Source organism: Kribbella sp. NPDC050470 (assembly GCF_044458365.1).
Classification (GTDB): domain Bacteria; phylum Actinomycetota; class Actinomycetes; order Propionibacteriales; family Kribbellaceae; genus Kribbella.
The window spans coordinates 108,594-134,498 of sequence record NZ_JBITHV010000014.1 but is presented as its reverse complement, the minus strand read 5'-3'; the positions used below and the strand labels follow the sequence as shown (position 1 = coordinate 134,498).

23 protein-coding genes are annotated in these 25,905 nt (G+C 69.4%); 9 read left to right on the top strand and 14 right to left on the bottom strand.

What is annotated here, in order from left to right:
* Positions 1-103 precede the first annotated feature (103 nt).
* Positions 104-577, top strand: a complete 474-nt coding sequence (locus ACIBGM_RS37820) for a nitroreductase family deazaflavin-dependent oxidoreductase (protein ID WP_396388274.1) — start codon at positions 104-106, stop codon at positions 575-577.
* Here ACIBGM_RS37820 and ACIBGM_RS37815 read toward each other — a convergent pair.
* The gene (locus tag ACIBGM_RS37815; protein ID WP_396388273.1) at positions 571-2,364 is read right to left on the bottom strand and encodes an ABC transporter ATP-binding protein; all 1,794 of its coding nucleotides are present in this window, start codon (positions 2,362-2,364) and stop codon (positions 571-573) included. The genes ACIBGM_RS37820 and ACIBGM_RS37815 overlap by 7 nt on opposite strands.
* The gene (locus ACIBGM_RS37810) at positions 2,351-4,147 is read right to left on the bottom strand and encodes an ABC transporter ATP-binding protein (protein ID WP_396388272.1); all 1,797 of its coding nucleotides are present in this window, start codon (positions 4,145-4,147) and stop codon (positions 2,351-2,353) included. The genes ACIBGM_RS37815 and ACIBGM_RS37810 overlap by 14 nt, the downstream gene beginning before the upstream one ends.
* 76 nt (positions 4,148-4,223) lie before the next feature.
* Between ACIBGM_RS37810 and ACIBGM_RS37805 the strand changes: the two genes are divergently transcribed.
* Positions 4,224-5,297 carry an adenosine deaminase gene (locus tag ACIBGM_RS37805; RefSeq protein ID WP_396388271.1) on the top strand — a complete coding sequence of 358 codons (1,074 nt, stop codon included), beginning with the start codon at positions 4,224-4,226 and terminating at the stop codon, positions 5,295-5,297.
* On the opposite strand, the gene ACIBGM_RS37800 is transcribed toward ACIBGM_RS37805, so the two are convergent.
* The 7 genes from ACIBGM_RS37800 to ACIBGM_RS37770 all read right to left on the bottom strand — a co-directional run bounded on the left by ACIBGM_RS37800 (position 5,286) and on the right by ACIBGM_RS37770 (position 10,923).
* A complete protein-coding gene (locus tag ACIBGM_RS37800; protein ID WP_396388270.1) occupies positions 5,286-5,726 on the bottom strand; it encodes a MarR family winged helix-turn-helix transcriptional regulator in 441 nt (146 codons plus the stop codon). The two genes, ACIBGM_RS37805 and ACIBGM_RS37800, sit on opposite strands and share 12 nt — an antisense overlap.
* Positions 5,723-5,959: a hypothetical protein gene (locus ACIBGM_RS37795; protein ID WP_396388269.1), complete on the bottom strand. Its 237-nt coding sequence runs from the start codon at positions 5,957-5,959 to the stop codon at positions 5,723-5,725. The genes ACIBGM_RS37800 and ACIBGM_RS37795 overlap by 4 nt, the downstream gene beginning before the upstream one ends.
* 66 nt (positions 5,960-6,025) lie before the next feature.
* Complete coding sequence (locus ACIBGM_RS37790; RefSeq protein ID WP_396388268.1) at positions 6,026-6,808, bottom strand: ABC transporter permease; 783 nt, start codon at positions 6,806-6,808, stop codon at positions 6,026-6,028.
* Positions 6,808-7,791, bottom strand: coding sequence for an ATP-binding cassette domain-containing protein (locus ACIBGM_RS37785; protein ID WP_396388267.1), 984 nt, complete (start codon positions 7,789-7,791; stop codon positions 6,808-6,810). Before ACIBGM_RS37785 ends, ACIBGM_RS37790 begins: the two co-directional genes overlap by 1 nt.
* Before the next feature lie 151 nt (positions 7,792-7,942).
* The gene (locus ACIBGM_RS37780) at positions 7,943-8,638 is read right to left on the bottom strand and encodes a PadR family transcriptional regulator (RefSeq protein WP_360522820.1); all 696 of its coding nucleotides are present in this window, start codon (positions 8,636-8,638) and stop codon (positions 7,943-7,945) included.
* Positions 8,639-8,695: 57 nt separating this feature from the next.
* Positions 8,696-9,784 (bottom strand): acyltransferase, encoded by a 1,089-nt coding sequence (locus ACIBGM_RS37775; protein WP_360522817.1) that lies wholly within the window; start codon positions 9,782-9,784, stop codon positions 8,696-8,698.
* 185 nt (positions 9,785-9,969) lie between these two features.
* Positions 9,970-10,923, bottom strand: coding sequence for a GlxA family transcriptional regulator (locus tag ACIBGM_RS37770; protein WP_396388266.1), 954 nt, complete (start codon positions 10,921-10,923; stop codon positions 9,970-9,972).
* 82 nt (positions 10,924-11,005) lie between these two features.
* Here ACIBGM_RS37770 and ACIBGM_RS37765 point away from each other — a divergent pair, with 82 nt between their 5' ends.
* A complete protein-coding gene (locus tag ACIBGM_RS37765) occupies positions 11,006-11,275 on the top strand; it encodes a hypothetical protein (RefSeq protein ID WP_396388265.1) in 270 nt (89 codons plus the stop codon).
* 23 nt (positions 11,276-11,298) lie between these two features.
* On the opposite strand, the gene ACIBGM_RS37760 is transcribed toward ACIBGM_RS37765, so the two are convergent.
* A complete protein-coding gene (locus tag ACIBGM_RS37760; protein WP_396388264.1) occupies positions 11,299-12,471 on the bottom strand; it encodes a DUF418 domain-containing protein in 1,173 nt (390 codons plus the stop codon).
* 118 nt (positions 12,472-12,589) lie between these two features.
* Between ACIBGM_RS37760 and ACIBGM_RS37755 the strand changes: the two genes are divergently transcribed.
* The gene (locus ACIBGM_RS37755; protein WP_396388263.1) at positions 12,590-13,417 is read left to right on the top strand and encodes a class I SAM-dependent methyltransferase; all 828 of its coding nucleotides are present in this window, start codon (positions 12,590-12,592) and stop codon (positions 13,415-13,417) included.
* A gap of 66 nt (positions 13,418-13,483) precedes the next feature.
* Here the strand turns inward: ACIBGM_RS37755 and ACIBGM_RS37750 are convergent, their stop codons facing one another.
* A complete protein-coding gene (locus tag ACIBGM_RS37750; RefSeq protein ID WP_360522802.1) occupies positions 13,484-13,630 on the bottom strand; it encodes a hypothetical protein in 147 nt (48 codons plus the stop codon).
* A 133-nt stretch (positions 13,631-13,763) separates the two neighbouring features.
* Between ACIBGM_RS37750 and ACIBGM_RS37745 the strand changes: the two genes are divergently transcribed.
* From ACIBGM_RS37745 to ACIBGM_RS37725, 5 genes are all read left to right on the top strand, one after another.
* Positions 13,764-14,621 carry a DNA-formamidopyrimidine glycosylase family protein gene (locus ACIBGM_RS37745; protein WP_360522799.1) on the top strand — a complete coding sequence of 286 codons (858 nt, stop codon included), beginning with the start codon at positions 13,764-13,766 and terminating at the stop codon, positions 14,619-14,621.
* 24 nt (positions 14,622-14,645) lie between these two features.
* Complete coding sequence (locus tag ACIBGM_RS37740; protein WP_396388262.1) at positions 14,646-15,521, top strand: SDR family oxidoreductase; 876 nt, start codon at positions 14,646-14,648, stop codon at positions 15,519-15,521.
* 33 nt (positions 15,522-15,554) lie between these two features.
* Positions 15,555-15,890 carry a rhodanese-like domain-containing protein gene (locus ACIBGM_RS37735; RefSeq protein ID WP_396388261.1) on the top strand — a complete coding sequence of 112 codons (336 nt, stop codon included), beginning with the start codon at positions 15,555-15,557 and terminating at the stop codon, positions 15,888-15,890.
* A 308-nt stretch (positions 15,891-16,198) separates the two neighbouring features.
* Positions 16,199-19,567 carry a phosphodiester glycosidase family protein gene (locus tag ACIBGM_RS37730; RefSeq protein ID WP_396388260.1) on the top strand — a complete coding sequence of 1,123 codons (3,369 nt, stop codon included), beginning with the start codon at positions 16,199-16,201 and terminating at the stop codon, positions 19,565-19,567.
* 9 nt (positions 19,568-19,576) lie between these two features.
* Entirely contained in the window at positions 19,577-20,482 is a 906-nt protein-coding gene (locus tag ACIBGM_RS37725; protein WP_360522787.1) for an LD-carboxypeptidase, read from the top strand.
* Here the strand turns inward: ACIBGM_RS37725 and ACIBGM_RS37720 are convergent.
* The 3 genes from ACIBGM_RS37720 to ACIBGM_RS37710 are packed head-to-tail and all read right to left on the bottom strand — an operon-like array spanning position 20,475 to position 25,853.
* Positions 20,475-22,256, bottom strand: coding sequence for a S9 family peptidase (locus ACIBGM_RS37720; RefSeq protein ID WP_396388259.1), 1,782 nt, complete (start codon positions 22,254-22,256; stop codon positions 20,475-20,477). The two genes, ACIBGM_RS37725 and ACIBGM_RS37720, sit on opposite strands and share 8 nt — an antisense overlap.
* Positions 22,257-22,314: 58 nt before the next feature.
* A complete protein-coding gene (locus ACIBGM_RS37715; RefSeq protein WP_360522781.1) occupies positions 22,315-24,093 on the bottom strand; it encodes an ABC transporter ATP-binding protein in 1,779 nt (592 codons plus the stop codon).
* Positions 24,090-25,853: an ABC transporter ATP-binding protein gene (locus ACIBGM_RS37710; protein ID WP_360522778.1), complete on the bottom strand. Its 1,764-nt coding sequence runs from the start codon at positions 25,851-25,853 to the stop codon at positions 24,090-24,092. The genes ACIBGM_RS37715 and ACIBGM_RS37710 overlap by 4 nt, the downstream gene beginning before the upstream one ends.
* Positions 25,854-25,905: the final 52 nt, after the last annotated feature.

The following is a 25,905-nucleotide window of genomic DNA, read 5'->3' as shown; positions in this document are numbered from 1 at the left end:
TCTGCCATAAAACCGAGAGCACTGCTCTTGACAGTGAGCACTGCTTTCGTGTTCACTGATCACAACAGAGAGCACCGCTCTCGCAACCAGAAGAGGTACGACGATGCGGCAGTACAACCAGACCTACGACAGCAAGCGCGTGATCACCGCCGCCGAGGGCAGCATGCGGGTCTTCAACCGGATCGTCGCCCGCCTGACCAAGCTCGGCCTGAGCCTGATGGGCAGCCGGGTACTCTCGGTCCGCGGCCGGAAGACCGGCGACTGGCGGAGCACGCCGGTGAACTTGCTGGTCGTCGACGGCCAGCAGTACCTGGTCGCCCCGCGCGGTCACACCCAGTGGGTGCGCAACCTGCGGGTGAACCCCGAGGGCCGGCTCCAGCTCGGCCGGAAGATCCAGGCCTTCCGGGCCGAGGAGATCGCCGACGCCGACAAGACGCCGATGCTGCGCCTGTACCTGAAGAAGTGGGCCTGGGAGGTCGGCACCTTCTTCAGCGGTGACGTCGACAAGAACTCGCCGGACGAGGTGCTCCGCCACATCGCCCCGGGCGTCCCGGTCTTCAAGATCCACGCTCAGTGATACGCGGCGGCCTGGATCCGGTAGAGCTCGGCGTAGTGACCGTCGCTCGCCATCAGCTCGTCGTGCGTCCCGGTCTCCACCACCCGGGAGCCGTCCAGCACCACGATCAGATCGGCCATCCGGACCGTCGAGAACCGGTGTGAGACCAGGATCGTGATCCGCCCGTCCGCGCTGTCCCGGGCCGCGACCGCGTACCGCTCGAACAGGGCGTGCTCGGTCTCGGCGTCCAGCGCGGCGGTCGGCTCGTCGAGGACCAGCAGCAACGGCCGGTTCCGCATGAAGCCGCGGGCCAGCGCCAGCTTCTGCCACTGCCCGAAGCTGATCTCCGCCCCGCTCGGCCAGGTGGCGCCGAGCTGGGTGTCCAACCCGGCCTCGAGCCGCTCGACGACGTCCTCCGCGCCGGCCCGTCCGACCGCCGTGGTGACGGCCGGCTCGTCGTCCAGTCGTGGCAGGTCCCCGAGCCCGACGCTGTGGCCGGCCCGGAACTCGAACCGGAAGAAGTCCTGGAACGCGCCGGCGGTCGCGAGCCGCCACGCCTCGGCCGGGATCCGGTCCAGTGGCTGCCCATCGACCAGGATCCGTCCGCCGGTCGGCTCGTAGAGCTTGCAGATCAGCTTCACCAGCGTCGACTTGCCGGCGCCGTTCTCGCCGACGACCGCGACCACTCGCCCGGCCGGCAGATGCAGCTCGACATCCTCCAGCGCCGGCCGGGACGCTCCGGCATAGGTGAAGGAGACGTGCTCCAGCCGGATGCCGTCGGTGAGGCGCTCCGGCGCCGGCAGATCCGCGGAGTCGTCGAACGACGCCGCGTAGTTCTCCAGCCAGACCAACCGCCGCGACCCGTCCAGCCAGATCCCCCGCAGGAACCCGATCTCGCCGACAGTCGCTCCGATGTACGCCGACAGCCGCGCACCCGCGGCCAGGATCAGCAGGACGTTGCCGACCGAGCCGTTCGGCCCGGAGACGACGAACAGTACGGCGCCGACGTACGCCGCGCCGAAGATCGCCCAAGCAACCGCATGCCACCCCGCGCTCGTCCACCGGGCGCTTGCGATGGCGCCGTACCACTTCTCCCACTCGCGGCGGCGGTTCACCACGAGATCCTGGCCGATGCCGACAACGCGGACCTCCTTGCCGGGCGCGGCGGTGGTGGCGGTCCGGAAGAGATGGTCGGCCAGCCGGCTGTGGGCGGCGTACTGCTCCTCGACAGCACGCTCGACGCCCGGGCGCCAGCTGGAGCTGACGACGGTCGGAAGGGCGAACACCAGTAGCAGGATCAGCGCCGGATCGATCGACATCAGCAGCGCGACAGTCACCCCGAGCCGCAGCAGCCAGCCGCAGGTCGAGAACAGCGACATGTACATGTGGTCGAGCACGAACACCTGCTTGCGCAGCACGGACAACCGGTCCAGGAAGTCGCGTCGTTCCTGGTGCTCGATGGTCGCGACCGACGCCTGCAGCTGGGCGACGTGCGCCTCGAGCATGATCGTCACGCGATCCCGGAACCGCCGGGTGATCCGGGTCGACACCGTGCGCAGGAACCAGGTCGCTGTGACAGACAGCGCGAGGCCGCCCGCAGCGAGCAGTACGGCGCGCCCGTCGTTCTCCAGCACGCCGTCGGCAAGGACCTTGAGCCACAACGCGAGCAGCGCGTCCGGCAGCGCGGCCAGCAGCGTCATCGCGAAGGCGAAGACCAGCAGTCGCGGCTCGTGCTGATAACCGAGCTTGCACAGCCGCCACATCGCCGGCAACGCCCTGGGCAGGTCGTCGACGTCAGAGCGTGTCATAGCTGACTCCTTCCTCGTCGACCTCCGCGAACCGCTCGGCCTGCAGGTCGAACATCGTCCGGTACCGCCCGCCGAGCGCCATCAGCTCGTCGTGGCTGCCGAGCTCGACGACCCGGCCGTGCTCGAGCACACAGATCCGGTCGGCGTGCCGGACCGTGGAGAAGCGATGCGAGATCAGGATCGTGGTGACATCGCGGGTCGCGGTCAGGATCCGGTCGAAGATCGCCGCCTCACCACGGACGTCCAGCTGCGCCGTCGGCTCGTCGAGCAGCACCAGCCCGGCACCCTGCCGTACGGCGCACAACGCCCGCGCCAGCGCGACCCGTTGCCATTGACCACCGGACAGGTCGGTGCCGTCGCCGTACCCGGTCGCCAAGCGGGTGTCGAGGCTCGCCAGGTTGTTGGCGCCGGCGTCCGCGAGCGCGGCGAGGATGTCCGCGTCCGGGGCACCGGCCGGGGCCACGTTCTCCCGCAACGGAAGCTCGAGTCGCAGGAAGTCCTGGAAGACGGCAGCGACCCGGGTCCGCCATGCGTCCACGTCGAGGTCGTGCAGGTCGGTCCCGTCGACTCGGATCGATCCGGCGTCGGCGTCGTACAACCGGCACAGCAGCTTGGCCAGCGTCGTCTTGCCGGCGCCGTTCTGACCGACGACGGCCAGCGACGAGCCGGCCGGAATGGTCAGGTCGAGGCCGTCGAACACCGGCTCCGCCGCCTGTGGATACCGGAACCGCAGATCCCGGATCTCGATCGCGACAGCGCCGCGCGGACGCGGCATCCGCCGGCCGGACGTCAAGGCGCCGGCCGGCTCCATCGCGGGCTTCAGCCGATGTACGGCGGCCACCGGCGCCGACGCACCGTCGAGCGCCCAGTTCAGCCCGCCGAACGCGATCATGCTGACCCCGACCGCGACCTGGGCGAACGTCACCAGCCGATCGAGCTCCAGCCGACCGTCGATCGCAGCCGCTCCGAGCGCCCAGAAGACCAGACCGTTGGCCACGACCACGATCACCAGGCTCCAGACCATCGGACGCTCGCGCAGCCGCGTGGCGGCGTACTGCAGCTCGAACAGCCGCCGGCGCCGATCGGTGAACCGCTGCACGGTCCAGCCGGCCAGACCGAACAGTCGCAGCTCCTTCGCGGCTTCCGGCTCGACCGCGAGCTGGTAGGCGTAGTCCGCGTGCCGCTGCGCCGACCGGACCTCGGCCGTGTTCCGGTCCTTCCAGACACCGCTCTCCCGGAGCAGCCAGTGCGTCGCCGTCCAGGCGACGACGAGCACCAGCGGCGCCCACCAGCTGAATCCGAACAGCACCACCGCGGACGCGATGCCGCCGACGAGCTCGACGAGGCTGCCCGCGACGAAGTCGACGTTCAGGTACATCGGCGGGCCGGTCTGGCCGCGGTCGAACTCGCGGGCCACGGTCAGGTCCTCACTGAGCTCCGGATCCTCGAGGTGACCGATCCCCGGCGGCTCCACACAGGTCCTGGTGAGTACGTCGTTCAGCCAGGCGGCCACGCGGCTGCCGAGATTGGCGCTGACTGCCTGATGCACAGGGGCCAGCACCTGCAGTAGCACGAACGTGACCCCCATCAGGCTCAGCGGCCCGGCCAGCTCGGACCCGTTCTGGACCGCGCCGATCAGCCGGCCCATCGAGATCGCGAACAGCGCCGGCAGCGCGCCGCGCACCAGCAGCAGGACCCACCAGAGTGTGGCCAGCACCGGATCTGCCCGGGGCAGAACGGCGAAGAACTGCCATTCGGGGCGACCACGCAGCCGACTCACCATTTCCTCACCATGACACGCGGCGCCGACGGAATTCTTGAACATTTGCCGGATCCGGGGCGGCTGGCAGGATGGCGCCATGATCACCCCCGAGCAGTTGAACGCGGCGCCGAAGGTTCTGTTGCACGACCATCTGGACGGCGGGCTGCGGCCGGGGACGGTGCTGGAGCTGGCTCGGGAGATCGGGCACCAGGTGCCGCGGAACGACGCCGAGGAGCTGGGCGCGTGGTTCGTCGAGTCGGCGGACTCGGGGTCGCTGGAGCGGTACCTGGAGACGTTCGACCACACCGTCGCGGTGATGCAGAACGCTGAGGCGATCAAGCGGGTGGCCAGTGAGTGCGTGCAGGATCTGGCCGCGGACGGCGTGGTGTACGCCGAGGTCCGGTACGCGCCCGAGCAGCACTTGACCCGTGGGTTGACGCTCGAGCAGGTCGTGGACGCCGTCCGCGAGGGGTTCGAGCACGGCATGGCGACCGCGGAGCGTCCGATCGTCGCCCGGCAGTTGCTGACCGCGATGCGGCACAAGGCGCGGTCGATGGAGATCGCCGAGCTGGCGGTCGCGTACCGCGACGCCGGGGTGGTCGGGTTCGACATCGCCGGCGCGGAGGCCGGCTACCCGCCCACCCGGCACCTGGACGCGTTCGAGTATCTGCAGCGGGAGAACGCGCACTTCACCATCCACGCCGGCGAGGCGTTCGGGCTGCCGTCGATCTGGCAGGCGATCCAGTGGTGCGGCGCGGACCGGCTCGGGCACGGCGTCCGGATCATCGACGACATCGACTACGACCCGGCCGGCGACAAGGCCGAGCTCGGGCGGCTCGCGGCGTACGTCCGGGACCGGCGGATCCCGCTGGAGATGTGCCCGAGCTCCAACCTGCAGACCGGCGCCGCCGAGTCGATCGCCGACCACCCGATCGGCCTGCTCGCCAAGCTCCGCTTCCGGGTCACCGTCAACACCGACAACCGCCTGATGAGCGGTACGTCGATGAGCCGCGAGCTCACCCTGCTCGCCGAAGCCTTCGACTACGACCTCGCCGACTTCCGCTGGTTCGCCATCAACGCGATGAAGTCCGCCTTCATCCCCTTCGACGAACGCCTCACCATCATCGACAACACCATCAAACCCTGGTACGCCGAAGCCCTAGCGCGCTGACTCCAGGTTGCCGATCAGCCGGGCGGTGACCTCCAGGTAGCCGGCGGCCTCGGCCTCGGTCAGCCCCTCGACGGCCAAGGCGTTCACCGACTGTGCCGCGGCGACGAGGTCAGGCTGGAGTTCCCGCGCGTGATCGGTCAGGTAGACCCGGATCCGGCGCTTGTCGGCCGGGTCGGGATCGCACCGAACCAGACCGTCGCGCTGCATGCGCTGCAAGGTCTTCGCCATCGTGGCCTGCTCGATCCGCACCCGGTCACACAGCTCGCGTTGCGTCAGCCCGTCCTCCTCGAACAGTACGAGCAACTGCGCGAACTGCCCCGGCACAACGCCGTACTGCGCGATCCGAGCCGCCAGCGTCTGCGCAAGCAACCGAGCAAGGTGGTTGACCTGGTAACCAAGCGACTCCCCGCGAAACAGCCCGTCCGTCACGCCCGAGTCCTCAGCTTGCGAGCCAGCCGCCGCACCTTCGGCCACTGCCACATCAGCACGCCGGACGCAGCCAGGAGTGGCAGGATCACCCAGCGAACCGCGGCTTCGAGCGCGGGCGCGCCCGGTGCGTAGACGTAGGCGACCACCGCGATCCCGGCGACCAGATGAGCCAGCCGCTGCCGATCGCGAACCTTCTTACCCCCGCCGGTCCGGCGGGCGGTGATGACAGTCATGACGACCTCACCTCAATTCCATAGCTTGCTATGAGTTTTACATAGCAAGCTATGGAATGCAAGGTCTCAGACCGACCGTTGGTACGTGCGGAAGGCTCGGGTGGAGAGCCAGGCGACCAGGAGGGTGAAGGCGAGTAGGTAGGTCAGGTGGCGGGCGACCGAGGGCCAGTCCGGGGTGGCGGAGAGGGCTTCGCGGGCTGCGGTGGCCGCCCAGTCGACGGGGTTGTAGCGGGCGGCGACGTTGAGCCAGTGCGGAGCGACGTCGGGGTCGATCATGATCGAGGATATGAAGGTCAGGGGGAGCGAGACGAACTGGAAGATGGCGATCAGCGCCTCCTGCTGACGGGTCAGCAAGGCGACGGCATTGGACAGCGAGCCGAAGGCGGTGCCGACGAGGATCGCGGCGCCGGCCGTGACCGCGTAGCCGGCGGCACTGCCGTCGTACCGGGCGCCGGCTGCCAGGCCGATCGCGAACACCAGCACGGTCTGGAGGAATGTCGTGGTCGCGTTGCTGACGAGCTGCCCGGCCATCAGGCCGCCGCGGCTGACCGGCGACGCGAGTAGCCGGTCCATCACCCCGCGTTCCATGTCCGCAATGAACGTCGTACCGTTCCAGCCGCTGTTCATCAACGCGGTCATCATCACGATTCCCGGCGTGAGGAAGGCGATGTACGACGAGTCGCCGAAGCCGGGGAGGTTCACGACCCCCTGGAACAACTGCCCGAACAGCAGCAACCAGATCGCCGGCTGGATCAACGTGAACGCGATCAGCGCCGGTTGCCGGTACTGCGCCCGCAGCCAGCGACCAGTGATGAACCGGGTGTGCCCGAGAAACTCGACGGTGCTCATCACGCCGCCTCGCCCTCGCCGGAGCGGAACGACCGCCCGGTGTAGCGCAGATAGACGTCGTCCAGCGACGGCCGCGACACCGTCACCGCGGTCACCGGAATCGCCTTGTCCTCAAGGGTTCCCAGGACGGCGGGAACGGCGGTCGCGCCGTGGTCGACCCGGAGCCGCAACGTGTTGCCCTCGACAACAATCTCTCCGACCCCCGGCAACTCCCCGAGCAGCGCCCGCACGCTCAGCGAGCTGTCCGGAGCCAGCAGCTCGACGTTGACGGAGTCGCCCCGGAGCTCGGCCTTCAACGCCTCCGGGGTGCCGGAGGCAACGATCTTGCCGTGGTCGACGATGGCGAGCTGGTCGGCCAGCCGGTCCGCCTCCTCGAGGTAGTGCGTGGTGAGCAGCACGGTCAGCCCTTCCTGGTCCGACAGGCGACCGACCTCGTCCCACAGGTCGGCCCGCGCTTCAGGATCGAGACCTGTCGTCGGTTCGTCCAGGAACAGCACCTGCGGCCGGTGGACCAACCCGAGGGCGACGTCGAGCTTGCGCTGCATGCCGCCGGAGTACGTCCTGACCTGGCGGCCACCCGCCTCGGTCAGGCCGAACCGCGCCAGCAGTTCCGTTGCTCGGCGCACCGCCTCCGCACGGGTCAGGCCGTAGATCCGGCCGCCCAGGACGAGGTTCTCGACCCCGGTGGCCTGTGGGTCGGAGCTGGACTTCTGCGGTACGTAGCCGATCGCCCGCCGTACTTGGTCCTGCTCGGCGTCGACGTCGTACCCGGTCACGCGGGCCGCGCCGGAGTCGGCGCGGGACAGGGTGGTGAGGATCTTGACCGTGGTGGACTTGCCGGCGCCGTTCGGGCCGAGCAGGCCCAGTACGACGCCTTCCGGAACGCTGAAGGTGAGACCGTCGAGCGCGCGCAACGGTGGGTTCTTGCGCCCGGCCGGGTACGTCTTGACCAGGTCGATCGCTTCCAGGGCATGCGTAGCCATGAGGTGGTGACTCCCTTGTGGTGAGGGGAGCCGGTCCGCTGCTGGCTATCCTGATGAGTGCGCCTTGGGACCAGGTCTTCGGACCGGCTCGAGGAACTGCGGCCCTCGACCTGTGGTGTTGCCGCACCTCGGTCGGGGGCCGTCCTGCTTGCTACTTGGCCTCCGGCGGCATCGCCTGCAGCCAGGCGAAGTCGGCGCCGAAGTACTTGACGGGGTCCTTCAGTTGGTCGACCGGGCTGATGCCCTCCTCTTCGAACAGTTTCCAGGCCTTGTGCCAGAACGCCGACCCGTCGAGGGTGTCGCTCCGGATCGCCTCTGTGAGCTCGTGAACGTACGCCGACTCGGCCCTGAGCAGCGCCAGCCGGAACTCCGACTCGACCCAGAACAAGCGCGGGAACTCCATCGACGCCATCTGTTCGTGGGCGGCGACGACCTGCTCGATCTCCGCGTCGATCGCCTTCGCCCGCTGCTCCAGGAGCTCGGCGACCCGGCCGGGTGGCAGGCCGGGCAGGTACGCGAGGCCGGCCTCGAGCGGGTGGAACTCGCGACTCGGCGTGCCGAGCAACTCGGTCAGCCAGTCGCGGAACTCCTCCTGGCCGGCCTCGGTGATCTGGTAGACGGTGCGCTCCGGCCGGTTGCCCTCGCGGATCGTCTCCCGGGCTTCGACGAAGCCGTTCTTCTCCAGGGCCGTGACGACGGAGTACAGCGAGCCGTAGTTGAGCTTGATGCTCTGGTCCTTGCCTCGGGCCCGCAGGATCGTCGAGATCTCGTACGGGTGCATCGGGCGCTCGGCCAGGCTGCCGAGGATGGCGAACGCGAGCGGGTTGCCGACCTTCCGTCGCGCCATCACGCCCCCTCGAGCTCGATTACTCGAAATCGAGTATCACGCTCCGGGTATCCGGCGTCAAGTAGTCAGCCAGACCAGCGCGCGGAACCCCAGGCGGCGCAGTGGCGGCCGGATCGGGGTGTTGGCCAGTGCGCGGTACACGGGTCGTTCGACGTACGTCGTCAACAGCCAAGCCAGCGCGATCACCCCGGCAACCGCGCCGGCGATCTGCGCCAGGCGTCCCGCGCCGATCGACATCAGGTGGTAGGCGATCAGGTACCCGAGCTCCTGGTTGAGGAGGTAGATCGCGAACGAGATCCGCGCCAGGAATTGGATCGGCCGCCGGATCGGAGCGAAGACCCGCCAGTCCGGGCCCCGCGCGGCCATCGCCACGACCACCAGCAGGACGCCGATGCCGAGCGACGACGGCAGGTCGGCCGTGTGCGCGTGCTGAGCGAAGACGGTCGCGACGAGCAGCGCGCCCAGGTGCATCACGTTGATCCGGCGCTGGGCCCAGAGCCAGATCGCGATACCGATCGCGAACAGCTGCAGCCGATGCAGCCCGAGTCCGTTCCAGGCCTGCTGGACCCAGAACGGGCTGTGCACGATCCGGTCGTTCCAGTCCAGGATCACCGGCGCCAGGATCATCACCCAGAGCAGTCCGGTGATGCGCCCGGCCGACCCCATGCCGCGCGGCCAGAGCAGTGCAGCGGCGGCGAACGCCATCAGCTGCAGCGGCAGCGTCCAGTAGGAGCCGTCGATGAGGTGCACCGACGGGTCGAACGAGGCGACGAGCGTCAGGTTGCCCCACAGGTCGTGCGGCGTGGGCAGCTTCCAGTTGTCAGGCCCGAGCAGGATCAATGCCGTGTAGGTGACCATCACGGCGGCCAGGTACGGCGGCAGCACCCGGCAGACCCGGCGCCACAACCACCGCGCCGTCGGACCCTTCCGGATCGTCACACAGACGAAGTACGCGCTGATCACCAGCAGGACGCTGGCACCGACCTGGAACGGGTACTTGCCCAGCGGCGCACCGAGCTCGGGGTGCAGCACCGGGCCTTGGTACGTCGTGTGGGTGAAGACCACTGCGAGGACGGCGAGGACACGGACGACGTCCCAGCTCAGACGTCGGGAGGTGCTGGCCCGGGACGGGTCCGGCGTTGCCACAGTCGCTCCAACTTCTCTCGGCTCGCCGATCTGTTCGGCCGTTACCCCCCTGTGACACTCGAAGGATCCTAGAAGGCCCAGGTGGGGGCACCGCAAATTCTGTGGGCGGTCTCACGCTGCCCGCGCAGGGCAGAGCGGCCTCACTCAATGCGATCAGCCGGTATGCGCAGCGTAGCCGAAGACCGTCAGCTGGCGGTGCGGAAGGTTCGGCGGTAGTCCTGGGGTGGCACGCCTACGACCCTGCGGAAGTGGTGCCGCAGGAGGGCGGCCGTGCCGAAGCCTGACTCGGCGGCGATCTGCTCGATGCCCATCCGGGTCTGCTCGAGCAGCGTGCGTGCCCGCAGCACGCGCTGGGTGGTGACCCACTTCAGCGGTGTCGTCCCGGTCTCCGCGACGAACCGCCGCGCGAACGTGCGCTCCGACATCTGCGCCCGCCGGGCCAGCGCCGGCACGGTGTGCTCGATCGTGAGGTTGTCGACCATCCAGTCGAGCACCGGCTGCAGGCTCTCGCCCGACGACTCCGGCACGGGTACTTCGACGTACTGCCGCTGACCGCCGTCGCGCTGCGGCGGGACGACCATCCGGCGCGCGATCCGGGTGGCGACCGCGCTGCCGAGCTCACGCCGGACCAGGTGCAGGCAGGCGTCGATCCCGGCCGCGGTGCCGGCGCTGGTGATGATGTTGCCGTCGTCAACGAACAGCACGTCGGCGTCCAGCTTGGCCAGCGGGAACGTCTCCTGGAAGAGCTTCTCGTAGCGCCAGTGCGTGGTGCACGGCCGGCCGTCCAGCAGCCCGGCCTTGCCGAGCACGAAGGCGCCCGAGCAGACCGTCAGCAGGATCGCCCCGCGGGCCTCGGCCCGGCGCAGCGCGTCCAGGATCCGCTCGTCGTACGCCTCCCGCCAGGTCGTCGCCGGGAGCGCGACCAGGTCGGCGTCCTCGAGCTCCTCCAGCCCGTACGGCGCGATCACCGCGGAGTGGCTGCTGCTGCGCAGGGGCTCGCCCGGCCGGGTCGAGCACACCTTGAAGTCGAATGCGGGCACACCGTCGTCGGTCCGGTCGATCCCGAACACCTCGGACACCACGCCGAACTCGAACATGGCGACGTCCTCCATGAGGACGACAGCGATCTTCTGGAGCATGCCGCCAGTATGGCAGGAATTTGTGGAACTATGTCAATAGTGCCAGTGGTGGCAGAATCTAGTAGGTAGCAAAATCTATGCCATGACCGGAATCATTCTTCTCGCAGTACTCGCGCTGGCCGTGATCGCGGCTCTGGAGCTCAGCAACAGGCGTCACTCGACCGGTCTCACCACCGGTCCGAACGGCTCCTGGGTGACTGACGACCGTGACCAGGCCCGGACAAAGCTCGACCTGCTCGCCCTCGGTGGCGCGGCCGAGCCCTTCAATCACAAGCCCGCAACGGCCGCAGGCACCGTGCACAGCATCCGCCGGGCCCGCATCCTCACCCACCACGGCCACCACGCGGCCTGACACCACCGCAGACCGCCGGGATCTCACCCGGCGGTTTTGCGCTGCCAGGTGGGAGCGGTCGCGTTGGTGACGGCCCGCAGCACACCTTCCACCGGCCCGTAGCCGTAGCGGCTCATCCAGACGTGGCTCAGCACGACCTGTACGGCGAAGATCGCGACGGCGATCCCCAGCGTCTCCAGCGGAGACACCTGGCCGACCAGGCCGAACCCGATCCCGGTGAAGATCAGCATCGTCGCGACCGACTGGCCCAGGTAGTTCGACAACGCCATCTGCCCGGCCGGTGCGAGTACCCGCCGCACGTCCCGTCCCTTGTCGGAGTGCATGATCCGCAGCAGCGTCGCGACGTACGCCGCAGCGAGGAACGGTGCGGTGAGCACGCTGGCCAGGACGGAACCGGTGTCGCCGTTCCCGCCGGCCGCGTACATCATGCCGCCGGTGATGCCGATGACGAACCCGACCAGCTGGATCAGCCGCAGTACAGCCTCTTGACCGTTGAGGTTCGCGAGCAGTCGACGTCGGCCCGCGACCAGACCGAGCAGGAAGGCGGCCAGCGTTGTCGGTCCTTGGACAGTGAGCAGAGACAGGCCGTACGTCGGTAGCGCCGCGACGTGCTCGCCGATGATGTCGCCGAACGAGCCGCCGAGGTTCGCGGTCGTCTGTTGAGCCGCGGCGACCGCGCCGGCCGGGTCGAGGAACGCCAAGGTGTCCTGGAAGAGTGCGGTCGAGCCCAGCGAGACGAAGAGGTAGGCGTAGATCGCGACCACCACGATCAGCGCGGTCCGTTCCTTCACCCGCCGCATCGCCAGCAGGATCAGGCCGATCAGCGCGTAGACGCTGAGGATGTCGCCGGTGATCAGGAAGATCGCGTGCAGCGCGCCGATCGCGAAGAGACCAGCCAGTCGGCGCAGCATCCGCGGCTTGAACGCCGCGCCCGCGCGCTGCGCCGCCTCGATCTGCAACTGGAAGCTGTACCCGAACAGGAACGAGAACAGCAGGTAGAACTTCATGTCCACGAACGTCGAGGACACCCAGTGCACGGCCTGGTCGAGCCACGACTGGTACGCCGGATCCTTCGCCAGATGAATCGGGAACCCCGAGGCGGCGAAGGTGATGTTCACGAGCACGATGCCCAGCAGGGCGAATCCACGCAACGCATCGACGTCCTGGATGCGGGTCCGGCTCAGTACCTGGCTCATGACCTCCAGCACACCAGTGCGCCGTACGTCACACAGTCGGCCTGAACCTCCCATGAAGGTGGACTTATCTCCACTAATTGTTGTGACGCGTCCGTCGGCCGTGTGGCATGGTCGCGGCGTGAGCGACTACCGGGATGTGAATCGGGCCAACTGGGACGAGCGGGTGCCGGCGCACGCCGCGTCGCCGGGGTACAACGTGGCGCAGTTCGAGGCGGATCCGCAGTACCTCAGTGAAGTGGTCCGGTTCGACTTGCCGCGGCTCGGTGACATCTCCGGGCTGCGCGGGGTGCATCTGCAGTGCCATATCGGCACCGACACGGTGTCCCTTGCACGGCTCGGCGCCCGGATGAGCGGACTGGACTTCTCTGCGCCCGCGGTCGAGCACGCGCAGGCGCTGGCCGACCGGCTCGGCCTGGAGGCGGACTTCCATGTCTCGGATGTGTACGACGCGGTCGACGTGCTCGGCGCGTCGTCGTACGACCTGGTCTTCACCGGGATCGGCGCGCTGGGCTGGCTGCCGAGCATCACGCGGTGGGCCGACACGGTCGCGGGCCTGCTGAAGCCAGGCGGGCGGCTGTTCATTCGCGAGGGTCACCCGATGCTGTGGGCGCTCGACGCCGAGCCCGGGGACACGAGCCCGGTGCTGCGGTACCCGTACTTCGAGACCGCCGAGCCGATCGTGTGGGACGAGGGCGGGACGTACGTCGAGACGGACGTGGAGTTCTCACACAACGTCACGCACGAGTGGAACCACGGCCTGTCCGAGATCATCACCGCGCTTCAGCAGGCCGGCCTGGTCTTCGACTCGCTCGCCGAGCACGACAGCGCGCCCTGGAACGCCCTGCCCGGGCTGATGACCGAGGACGCGTCCGGCGAGTGGCGGCTGACCGACAACCCGCACCGGCTGCCCGCCACGTACACGCTGCAGGCGCACAAACCCGCCTGAGCGCATACTTCAGGCCCGGCTGTGCACAAAGTCGTGCACAAGCAGCCGGGCCGAAGTCAGAATGGCTTAGTGGGCGCCGCCGCGGCGCTGCTGCACCTTGGTGAACGCATCCTTCAGCTTGCGCTGGTTCTCAGGCTTGCTGAGCTCGCGCTGCGCGATCTGCGCCAGCTTGGCGACGACCGCACCCTTGACCAACGTCTTCACAAACCCCATCAGGGCCTCCCTACTCTCTTGCCCTAAGACGCTACCGTCCTTGGCCAACAAACTCTTGCGGGTTCACCCCACCGATCCCCTGTTCCCACCCTGAACCCGGCAAACTGTCCCCGCCGTAAGGCACACTGGGACGGTGCCTGAGTTGCCGGAGGTCGAGTCGCTGGCGGCGTTCCTGCGCGAGCGCGCCGTCGGCCACGCGTTCGTGCGCGCCGACATCACCGCGATCAGCGCGCTGAAGACCTACGACCCGCCGATCACGAGCCTGGTCGGGCTGCTGATCGACGACGTCCGGAGGCACGGGAAGTTCCTCGACATCGAGGCCCAGGGCGTGCACCTAGTCATCCACCTGGCCCGCGCGGGCTGGCTGCGGTGGAAGGATGAGCAGTCCACCGCGCTGGTGCGGCCCGGCAAGGGCCCGATCGCGTTGCGGACGGTGTTCGACGACGGCTCCGGCTTCGACCTGACCGAGGCCGGCACCCAGAAGAAGCTCGCGGTGTACGTCGTCCGAGACCCGGCCGAGGTGCCCGGGATCGCCCGGCTCGGGCCGGATCCGTTCACGCTGTCCCTCGACGACTTCGGCGCGATCCTGAAACGCGAGGGCCGGGTGCAGCTGAAGGGTGTGCTGCGCAACCAGTCGGTGATCGCCGGAATCGGCAACGCCTACTCCGACGAGATCCTGCACGTCGCGAAGATGAGCCCCTTCAAACCCGCGTCGAACCTGACCGAGGACGAGCTCAAGCTGCTGTACGACGCCATGCTCGAGACCCTCCAGGACGCGGTCGACCGCTCCGCCGGCCTCGCCGTACAGGATCTGAAGTCGGAGAAGAAGTCGGGCCTGCGCGTGCACGGCCGCAAGGGCCAGAAGTGCCCGGTCTGCGGCGACATCGTCCGCGAGGTCAGCTTCCACGACTCCTCCCTGCAGTACTGCGCCACCTGCCAGACCGGCGGCAAACCGCTGGCCGACCGCCGCCTCTCCAAACTGCTCAAGTAGTTTTCCCGCGGGTACTGCGGAACCATGGCAGACCCCACCGAGCGGTACGCGGGCGCGGAGGCCCAAGGTCCGGAGCAACTCGAGCACCCCGGCCGCAGCGCGGACATGGAGCGGCACCCCGACTACGGCGAGGACACGTACAAGGGCAGCGGCAAGCTCAACGGGAAGCGGGCGCTGATCACCGGCGGTGACTCCGGGATCGGGCGCGCCGTCGCGTTGGCGTTCGCCCGCGAGGGAGCCGACGTACTCGTGTCCTACCTCGAGAGCGAGGAGAAGGACGCCCGCGAGACCTGCCGGCTGGTCGAGGAGGCGGGCTGCAGGGCCGTCGCGGTGCCTGGTGACATCCAGGAGGAGAACCACTGCCGCAAGCTGGTCAACCAGTGCGTGTCCGACCTCGGCGGCCTCGACGTCCTGGTGAACAACGCGGCGTACCAGATGTCGCAGGAGGGGATCGCCGGGATCAGCACCGAGCAGTTCGACCAGGTGATGAAGACCAACGTGTACGCGATGTTCTGGCTGTGCAAGGCCGCCGTACCGGTGATGAAACCCGGGTCGGCGATCATCAACACGACCTCGATCCAGGCGTACCAGCCGTCGCCGCAGCTGCTCGACTACGCGACCAGCAAGGCGGCGATCCTGAACTTCACCAAGGCGCTCGCGCAGGAGCTGGCTCCGAAGGGCATCCGGGTGAACGCGGTCGCACCGGGTCCGGTGTGGACGCCGTTGATCCCGGCGACACTGCCGCCCGAGAAGGTGGACGAGTTCGGCGCGGACACTCCGCTCGGCCGACCGGGGCAACCGGCCGAGATGGCACCGGCGTACGTCTTCCTCGCCTCGGACGACTCGACCTACATCACCGGCGAACGCATCGGCGCCACCGGAGGCCGCCCGCTGCCCTAGAGGCGGAAGACGCGTGTCGACCAGTGGCCTGAGATGATCGAGAGCATGTTCCAGAACCAGGAGATTCCCTCGGTCGTGGTGGCCGAGTTGGACGACGCTTTGCTGGCCGAGGCGTTCGTTTTGGATGTGCGTGAGCCGGACGAGTGGGACCGCGGGCACATCGAGGGGGCGAACCACATCCCGCTCGGTGAGTTGCAGGAGCGCGTGGGCGAGGTGCCGATGGACCAGAAGGTGCTGTGCGTGTGCGCGGTCGGCGGCCGGTCCGGGATGGCCACCCAGTTCCTGAACCAGCTCGGCCGCGAGGCGATCAACCTGGACGGCGGCATGCACGCCTGGCAGACCTCCGGCCGCCCGGTCGCCGTCGGCTGACCGAAGCCTCGATCCGTGGGCCCGGCCGCGCTGCGCGGCACTCGGCGGGCACATCGCGGCGTTGGAGGACGAGGCACGGAGAACCCCACTCCGAGCCTCGCCCTCCGCCTTGCGCTGCACTCCGCCGAGCACCTGCTCGCGGCTGCCCGGGCCCACGGATCGAGGCTCTGCGAGGAGAAAACCTTCCGGTCGGGCTCTGGAGACGTTACTTTGTCACCGGTCGGTTGACCGGCGTACACCTGTGCCTCATGTGGCGGTAGAGCGCACCACGTCGGATGGCCGCGTCCGTCCACGTTGGGGAGGCTCCTGTGTCGCTCTTCCGTCCCTTGACCGCAGCGCTCGGCATGGGCGGCCTGCTGGCCGGCGCCGTCGTCGTGCCGGCTGTCGCGCAGCCCGCCCCCGGTGGCATCCCGGACTCCGCGATCGCCGGCGACGGTGTGCTGACGACGCGCGAGGACAGCCCGGTCGCGCCGGGCGTGAACTACACGTCGTTCGAGCGTCTCGACCCGAAGGGCTGGCTCCGCGGTGACATCCTCGCGGCCGACCTGGACAAGCACGGGGTGACGGTCGACTACGTCAACACCGGCAAGGTCTCCGGCGGCACGCCGCTCAGCCAGCAGCTGGCCCGGAAGGGCGCGATCGCCGGCGTCAACGGCGACTTCTTCGACATCAACGACACCACCGCGCCGCTGGGCGTCGGCGTCGAGAGCGGCCGGCTGGTCAACGCGCCCGCGGCCGGGCACAACGACACCGCCGTGATCGGCAAGGACGGCCTCGGCCTGATCGCGGAGCTGTTCCTGCAGGGCAGCGCGACCGACGACGACGCCACCAAGCTCGAGCTGACCAACCTCAACTCGCCGACCGTCAACTCCGGCGGAATCGGCCTTTACACACCGGAGTGGGGCGACGCGGCCCGCACCAGGACCGTCGACGGCCTGCCGACCGTGCGCGAAGCGATCCTTCGCGACGGCGTGGTCGTCTCGTCCGCCGCCACTCCGGGCACCACTCCGCTGGCCGCGAACGAGCAGGCGCTGATCGGCCGCGAAGCCGGTGCGGCCGCGCTCGCCGCCTTCGAGGCCGGCGACAAGGTCGACGTGCAGTACGGCCTGCGCCCCGACGCGGCCGACGTCGCCGTCGGCATCAGCGGCAACCACCAGCTCGCCAAGGACGGTCAGGTCCCGGCCGACGTCCCGGACGCGGACCTGGCGCCCCGGACCGCGATCGGGTTCGACGCGGACGGCAGCCGGATGCTGCTGCTCACCGTCGACGGTCGCGCGACCGGCTCCCGCGGGCTGTCGCTGAAGGAGATGGGCGAGCTGATGATCGGCCTGGGCGCCGACGACGCGCTGAACCTGGACGGCGGCGGCTCGTCGACGATGCTCGCGCGATCGCCCGGTGAGGCAGCGCCGCAGGTGGTGAACGACCCGTCCGACGGCGGCGAGCGCGTGATCCCCAATGGCCTCGGCCTGCTACCGGTCAAGGGTTCCGGCCAGCTGACCGGCTACCGCGTCGAGGCCCAGGGCACCGCGGCCGAGGACGCGGACACCGATGTCTCCCGCAGCTCCCGGGTCCTGACCGGCCTCAGCCGGGTCCTGACCGCGACCGGACACGACGAGACCTACGCTCCGGCCACAGGTACGCCGTACTGGTTCGCCGGGGGCAATGTTCGCGTCGACCAAAAGGGTGTGGTGACCGGTCGGAAGGCCGGTGACGCGATCGTCACCGCGGCCCGCGGCAAGGCGCACGGCCGCATCCAGCTGACCGTCCTCGGCGCGCCGACCCGGCTCGCGCCGTCGACCCGGCAGGTGTCGCTGACCGACTCGACCTCCAAGGGCTTCTTCGAGATCGACGGGTACGACGCAGACGGCTTCGGCACCTGGATCGAGCCGCGTAACCTCGAGCTGTCGTACGATGCCACTCTCGTCAAGGTGGTTGCCAAAGGCAATGGGTTCGAGGTGAACGCGCTCAGCGACGACGCGGTGTCGACCGTGATCACCGCGAAGGCCGGCACCCTGACCACGCAGCTCAGTGTCACGTCCGGCCTGAGCAGCACCGTGATCGACGAGGTCGACGACCTGTCCCGCTGGGCGGCGAACGCCGTACCAGCCGGTGCAGCGACGGCGGCGCGGTCGGAGGCCGAGGGCCATGACGGCGGGCAGGCGATCGCGCTCGACTACTCCCTCACTGGCACGACGGCGACGCGAGCGGCGTACCTCTCGGTGACGCCGCAGCTGACGTTGCCCGGGCAGCCGCAGAAGCTCGGCGCGTGGGTGTACGGCGACGGCAAGGGCGCGTGGTTGCGGGCGAACGCCTACACCGCGGCCGGTGGATCGCCGCAGACGCTGAACGTCGCGGCCGCGGTGGACTGGGTCGGCTGGAAGTACGTCGAGGCGGACATCCCGCCGGGGCTGGCGATGCCGCTGCGGTTCTGGCGGATCTACGTCGTCGAGACCGTGCCGACCCGGCAGTACTCGGGCCGGATCATCGTCGACGACCTGACCCTGCGCGGTGCGCCGCCGGTGGACATGGCGCCGCCGGCGAAGGTGGTCGACCCGCTGGTGGTCACCGACGGGACCGTGGCGACCGACGGCCGGTGGCGGTTCGCGGTGATGTCGGACGCGCAGTTCACCGCCGACGACCCGAACTCCGACTTCGTCAAGCAGGCCCGGCGGACGATCCGCGAGGCGCTCGCGCAGCACCCGGACTTCCTGGTGATCAACGGCGACTTCGTCGACCGGGGCTTCGCTCAGGACATCGCGTTGGCGAAGCAGATCATCGACGAGGAGGTCGCCGGCCAGGTGCCGGTGCACTACGTGCCGGGCAACCACGAGAGCTACGGCCCGGGTGACCTGTCCGAGTGGTCCAAGGTGTTCGGGCCGCCGAGCAGCACGTTCGACCACAAGGGGACGCGCTTCATCCTTCGGGACTCGTCGCTCGGCTCGCTGCGGGCGGGCGGGTTCGCGCAGATCCTCGACCTTCGCGCGCAGCTGGACGACGCGGCCACGAACAAGTCGATCCGCAACGTGGTGGTGATGGCGCACCACCCGATCGACGACCCGTCGCCGACCGCCAACTCGCAGCTGGGTGACCGGAAGGAGGCCCGGATGATCGTCGACTGGCTGGCCGGGTTCCGGGCGTCGACCGGGAAGGGCGCCGCGTACATGGCTGCCCACGCCGGGACCTTCGCGGCCTCCCGCACCGACGGCGTCCTGCTGCCGCTGACCGGCAACTCCGGCAAGGGTCCGTCGTCCGCGCCGAACGACGGTGGATTCACCGGCTGGGCGATGGTCGGTGTCGACCCCAACGCGCAGGCGGCGGCCGCCGGTGAGCGCAAGTGGTCGGCGCCGGAGCGGTCCTGGCTCAAGGTCGAGTTCCGGCCGCACGTCGACTCGCTCGAGCTGACCGCGCCGGCAGCGTTGCGTCGTGGTGAGACGGGTAGTGCGGGGGCGACCGTCGTACAGGAGAGCCGGCGGGTGCCGGTGGCGTTCCCGGTGTCGGCCGACTGGTGGGGTTCGCGCGCCCTGCACATCGGTCCGGCGCAGACCGCGCCGTTCTGGGCGGTGGCGTCGTACGACCCGGCGACCGGTCAACTCACCGGGCTGCGTCCGGGCACGGCTCAGCTGGGCGTGACCGTCAACGGCACCTCCAAGAGCGCGACGATCACGGTGGATTGGTAGCGTCACGGAGTGACTGACGTGAAGGTGCCGGAGCGGTTGTCGGTTGGGGATCGGGTGGCGGTGGTTGCGCCGTCGGGACCGGTGCGGGCGGAGCGGCTGGCGACTGGGATCGAGCACCTGAAGGCGTGGGGGCTCGAGGTCGAGGTGCTGCCGTCGGTGCTTGCTGGGCACGAACGGCTTAACTACCTGGCTGCGGACGACAAGGCTCGGGCCGAGGACCTGCGGAACGCGTGGCTGGACTCCACCTTCGCGGCCGTGTTCTGTGCACGTGGTGGGTACGGCGTGCAGCGCATGCTCGAGTACGTCGACTTCGACGAGCTGGCCGCCGTACCGAAGTGGTTCATCGGGTTCAGTGACATCACTGCGCTGCACGAGCCGCTCAACGCACGCGGTCTGGTCACCATGCACGGGCCGATGGCTGCTGCGGTCGAGCAGCTCGGGTCGGAGGTAGGGCGGCAGCGGCTGCGCGACCTGCTGTTCGAGCCGGACAGCGTCACGGATCTACTCGCACCAGCAGGCGCGCGGACTGTGGTCGGTGGCGTTGCTGAGGGCCCGCTGCGTGGCGGCAACCTGGCAATGCTTGCAGCAAGCGTCGGTACGCCGACCTACGCGCCGCCGACCGGGATCGTCGTGATGGAGGACGTCAGCGAGGACGCGTACCGGGTGGACCGGCTGCTGACTCAGTTGCTGCGGGCCAACTGGTTCGCAGAGGTCACTGGAGTAGTCGTCGGCGACTTCAGCGGCGCCGACGACTCCGGACTGGTCAGCGCCGTGGTCCACGATCGGCTCGACCCGCTGGGTCTGCCGATGGTGGAGGGCGCTGCGATCGGGCATGAGGACCTGAACCTCGCCGTACCACTGGGACTGCCGGTGCGGCTGGACGCGACCGCGGGGACGCTCGAGCGACTCAGCTGAGGTGTTCGGCGAGGAACGCCAGGGCTTGTGGATAGGCGTCGAGCTTGTTGGTCAGCTTGGCCAGGCCATGGCCCTCGTCGGGGTAGACGAGGAGCTGGCAGGGTACGCCGCGAGCCGTCAGCGCGTCGGTGATCTGCTCGGCCTCCGACAGCGGTACGCGCGGGTCGTTGGCGCCGTGGATGACCAGCAGCGGCGCTCGCAGGTCGTCGACGCGGCTCAACGGACTCGCCGACTGCAGGAACTCCCGGTCGGTCGCCAGGTAGCCGTACTCCCGCTCCCGCGTCGCCCGCCGGTAGTCGGACGTGTTCTCCAGGAACGTCACCAGCGAAGCGATCCCTACGATGTCCACACCGGCCGCCCACAACGACGGCTGGAAGGCCAACCCGGCCAGCACCATGTAGCCGCCGTACGACCCACCCCACAGGGCTGCCCGGGTCGGATCGCAGCCGATCGACGGCAGCCAGGCGTGGATCGCGGCCAGATCCTTCACCGAGTCCAGCCGCAGCTCGCGATCGTCCAGCGAGTACCAGCGCTTCCCGTACGCCGCCGAGCCCCGCACGTTCGGTACGACGACCGTGTGGCCGGCCGCTGCGAGTCCGGAGACCACCGGGACCCAGCCCCGCATGGCTGCGCCCTCGGGACCACCGTGGACGTGGATGACCGTCGAGCCGAGGTCGGGTCCGGTCGGACGGTAGACGAAGACCGGGACCTGCTCACCGTCGAACGACGGCACGCGATGGCTCTCGGGATGTGCCACCTCGGCAGGGACCTCGGGCGTCGCCGGCGGACGCATCGGGACGATCTCCCTGGTCGCCAGGGTGTAGCGGTAGACCGTGGGCGGTTCGATCGGTGAGTGGTAGGTGATCAGGGCGTACGTGCCGTCGGGAGACCAGACCGGGTCCGGCAGCATGACCGCCTGCGCTCCACAGCCGAGCGGGGGCAGGTCGAGCGGTGCGACCAGCGCACCGTCCTCCAGCTTGTGCAGCGCCAGCGGCACCAGGCCGTCGTCGATCGTCGCGACGAGCAGATGCTCTCCGTCGGGACAGACCCAGCCGGCCAGGTCGTGCTCGTCGTCGACCATCAGGTCCGACCAGGTCCCGTCGCTCACGTCGTACTGCCGGATCGCCATCCGGTCTCGGTCGGCATCGCTCGCTACGACGAACCCGGACGAGCTCGGCAGCCAGGACACGACCTTCTGATCGTTGTGCGCGTCTGGCGCCGTCAGCGCGGTGACTGCTCGGGTCGTCGTGTCGACGAGCAGCAGCTGCATCGAGTTGGCCGGGGCGCTGGCCAGGGACAGCACGACCCACTTGCCGTCCGGGGAGGCGTCGACCGCCATCGCCCAGCCGCCGCCGTCGTACAGCACGGACTCCTCGCCGGTCGCGAGGTCGTGGGAGACCAGGTCGAAGTCGACGCCGTTGCGTCGGTTGGTAGTGAACAGCACGCGACCGCCGGTCGCCTGGACCAGGTTGTGCTTGAACGCCGGGTCGTGGACGAGTGGCGTCAGGGTCCGGTCGTCCAGGTCGACGAGGGACAGCTGTCCGCGTTCGTCGCCGCCGCTGTCGTGCTGGACGACCACTTGGCGGCTGCCGAGGACGAAGCGCGCGTTCCGGCAGGTCTCGCCCAGGTCGGTGAGAGCCCGCCAGGTGCCGTCGGGGGTCACCTCGTTGACCTCACGGGTGCCGGTCTCGTCGTAGAGAACCAGCAGACCGCCCTCGTCGTTCACGTCGAGGGCGAGAGCGGTGGGCAGCGCGAGCAGCGTCGTCAGCAGCACACCCTGCATCCTCACATGACTTGGTGGGGCAGACCTCTCGAGTCTGCCCCACCGTGTGTCAGCGGTCGCCGTGCCAGGAGTGCCAGAGCGCGGCGTAGGGTCCCTGGGCGCCGACCAGCTCGTCGTGGCCGCCCAGCTCGACGATCTTGCCGTCCTCGACCACTGCGATCACGTCCGCGTCGTGCGCGGTGTGCAGGCGGTGGGCGATCGCCACCACGGTCCGGCCCTCCAGCACGCCGGCCAGCGACCGCTCCAGGTGACGAGCTGCCCGCGGGTCCATCAACGAGGTCGCCTCGTCCAGGACCAGCGTGTGCGGGTCCGCCAGCACCAGCCGGGCCAGCGCGACCTGCTGGGCCTGTGCAGGCGTCAGCGAGACCCCGCCGGAGCCCACCTCGGTGTCGAGCCCGTTGTCGAATCCGGCGACCCAGCCGTCAGCGTCGACCGAGCGCAACGCCGCCCACAGGTCGGCGTCCGCCGCGTCCGGCCGCGCCAGCCGCAGGTTGTCCCGGACGCTGCCCACGAACACGTGGTGCTCCTGGTTGACCAGGGCAACGTGGCTCCGGACCTGCTCTGCCGACATCTTGTCGAGGGCCGCGCCACCCAAGGTGATGTCACCGACCCGCGGCGAGTAGATGCCGGCCAGCAACCGGCCCAGCGTCGATTTCCCTGCGCCAGAAGGGCCTACGAGCGCAACCCGGGCACCTGGCTGCACAGTCAGCGTGACACCGTGCAGCACGTCCCGGCCTTCCAGGTAGCCGAACCGCACGTCGTCCGCGAGGACGGTTCGGCCTTCCGGCTCGCTCTGCTCAGCGGACTCGGCCTCCTCGACCTCACGCACCCCGACCAGTCGCGCCAGTGACACCTGCGCGACCTGGAGCTCGTCGTACCAACGGATCATCATGTTGACCGGCTCGACCAGCATTTGGATGTACAGCGCGCCCGTGGTGAGCGCGCCGACGGTCAGCCAGCCCTGGATGGCGAAGCCGCCACCGATCACCAGCACCGCCGCCAGCGCGATCGTGTGGGTCATGTTGATCACCGGGAACAGCACCATCCGCAGGTAGAGCGTGTACCGCTCCCACGCCACCCACTGGCCGATCCGGGTGTCGCCCAGCTTGATCCGGCGACCGCCCAGCCGGTGCGACTCGACGGTCCGGCCGGCGTCGACGGTCTCGGCCAGCGCCGAGGCCACCGCGGCGTACCCGGCGGCCTCCGACCGGTACGCCGCCGGCGCCCGGCGGAAGTACCAGCGGCCGCCGATGATCAGGATCGGCGCCGCGATCACCACGGCCACCGCCAGCTCCGGCGCGGTCACGATCAACGCGCCGATCAGCAGCGACGCCCAGATGATCGCGATGGTCAGCTGCGGCACGGCGTCCCGCATCGCGTGCGAGAGCCGGTCGACGTCGGTGGTGATCCGGGACAGCAGGTCACCCGTCCCGGCCCGCTCCAGCACACCCGGCGGCAGGCCGACCGCCCGGATCAGGAAGTCCTCACGCAGGTCCGCGAGCATCTCCTCACCCAGTACGGCGCCGCGCAGCCGGGTCAGCCGGACGAACACCGTCTGCACCGCGAGCGCGATGACGAAGCCGATCACGACATACGGCAGGTCGACGTCGCGCTCGCCGCGGGACAGCTTCTCCACCACGTTGCCGAGCAGCCAGGGCCCGACCATGCCGCTCAGCGCCGCCGCCGCGTTCACCAGGGTCAGCCAGGCGAACGCACGGCGGTGCCGGCGGAACAGCGTCTTCAGGTAGGCGCGCACGGTGGCACTACCTGCTACCGGCAGTCGCGCCGCCTCCTGCGGCGCTGCCGGGTCGTAGTGAGGGCGCTTCACGCCATCTCCTCGAGGGTTGTCTCGTCTTCACGGGTGACGACCGCGCGGTAGCGCGGGTTGGTGTGCACCAGCTCGTGGTGGGTGCCGACGGCATCGACCCGGCCGTCCGGCACGAACACGACCCGCTCCGCGCGGTCCAGCATCAGCGGGCTGGAGGTGAACACCACAGTGGTCCGGCCGGCTCGCAGCAGCCGCAGGCCGTCTGCGATCCGCGCCTCGGTGTGCGCGTCGACCGCACTGGTCGGCTCGTCCAGCACCAGCACCTGCGGGTCGACGTACAGCGAACGGGCCAAGGCCACTCGCTGCCGCTGCCCACCGGACAGGGACCGTCCGCGCTCGGTCAGCACGGCCTGCATCGCGTCCGACTCACCGGCCGGCAGCGTCTGCCGCAGTACGTCGAGAATGTCCGCGCACTGCGCCGCGTCGAGCGCTGTCTCCGGTGACACCGCACCGCTCGCCGGCACGTCGAACAGCTCGCGCACGGTCCCGGACAGCAGCACCGGATCCTTGTCCTGCACCAGTACGACGCTCCGCGCAGACTCCAGCGGGATGTCGTCCAGTGCGACACCGTCGAGGAGCACCGACGCCTCGTCGTCCTCGGCGGCCGGGCTGTGTCCACCCAGCCGGTCGGCCAGGCGACCACCCGCATCCGGGTCACCGCAGACGACCGCGGTGAAGCTCCCGGCCGGCACGTGCAGCCCGGAGACCGGGTCGAGCACGTCACCCTCCGGCAGCTGCGCCTCAGCGGTGCCCTTGGTCTCGTCGGTCCGCTGGAGTGCCAGCACTCGAGCGGCCCGGCGCGCCGACACCTTCGAGAAGATGAACGCGCTCGCCGTCTCCTCGAACGTGTGCAGCGGCACCAGCATGAAGGTGATGAACCCGTACGTCGTGACGAGCTCACCGACCGAGATCTGGTTCGACAGCACCAGCCGGACACCCAGCCACACGACGATGACCAGGAACAGCCCGAACATCAGCACCTGCAGAGCCGCGATCAGCGACCACATCCGCGCACTGCGGACCGCACTGGCCCGGTACTCCTGCGAGGCCGAGCGGTAGCGGTCCAGGAACAGCTGCTCGCCACCGATGCCACGCAGTACGCGCAGACCGGCGACTGTGTCGGCGGCCAGCTCGGTGGCCCGGCCGCCCTTGGCGCGCTGCGCGTCCGCGCGACGCTCCGCGGGACCCATCAGCGGCACGATCGAGAACGCCAGCACCGGTACGGCGATGGCCACCACCAGACCGAGCTGCGGCTCGTAGAGCAGCAGCCCGATGACCACGGCGAAACAGGTCAGCAGCGCGGCCACGAACCGGCCGAGCACCTCGACGAACCAGCCGATCTTCTCCACGTCGCCGCTGCTCACGGCGACCACCTCACCCGCGGCGATCCGGCGGGTCAGCAGCGACCCGAGCTCCGCGGCCTTGCGGAACAGCAGCTGCTGCAGGCGTGACGCCGTACTGATCCAGTTGGTGACCACGGCGCGGTGGAAGAACGAGTCGGCGCCGGCTTTCGCGGCGCCGAAGGCGAGCAACAGGCCGCCCGCCAGGAACAGCTTGGGCCAGGACAGGTCGATCACGGCCTGGACGGCCAGGCCGACGGCGATCGGCGCGGCGGCGATGCCGCCGAAGTAGAGGAGCCCCCAGAACAGCGCGATCGCCTGACCGCGCAGCTGCTGGTGCTCCAGCCAGAGAATGAGTCGGAGGCCGGACCGGGTGTCCGGCACACCCGGGTCGGCGAACGGAATGAGGCGCAGCGACATGACGTCTCACAAGAAGGCGTAGGAGGGTTGAAGAAGGCACCTGACCAGGCGA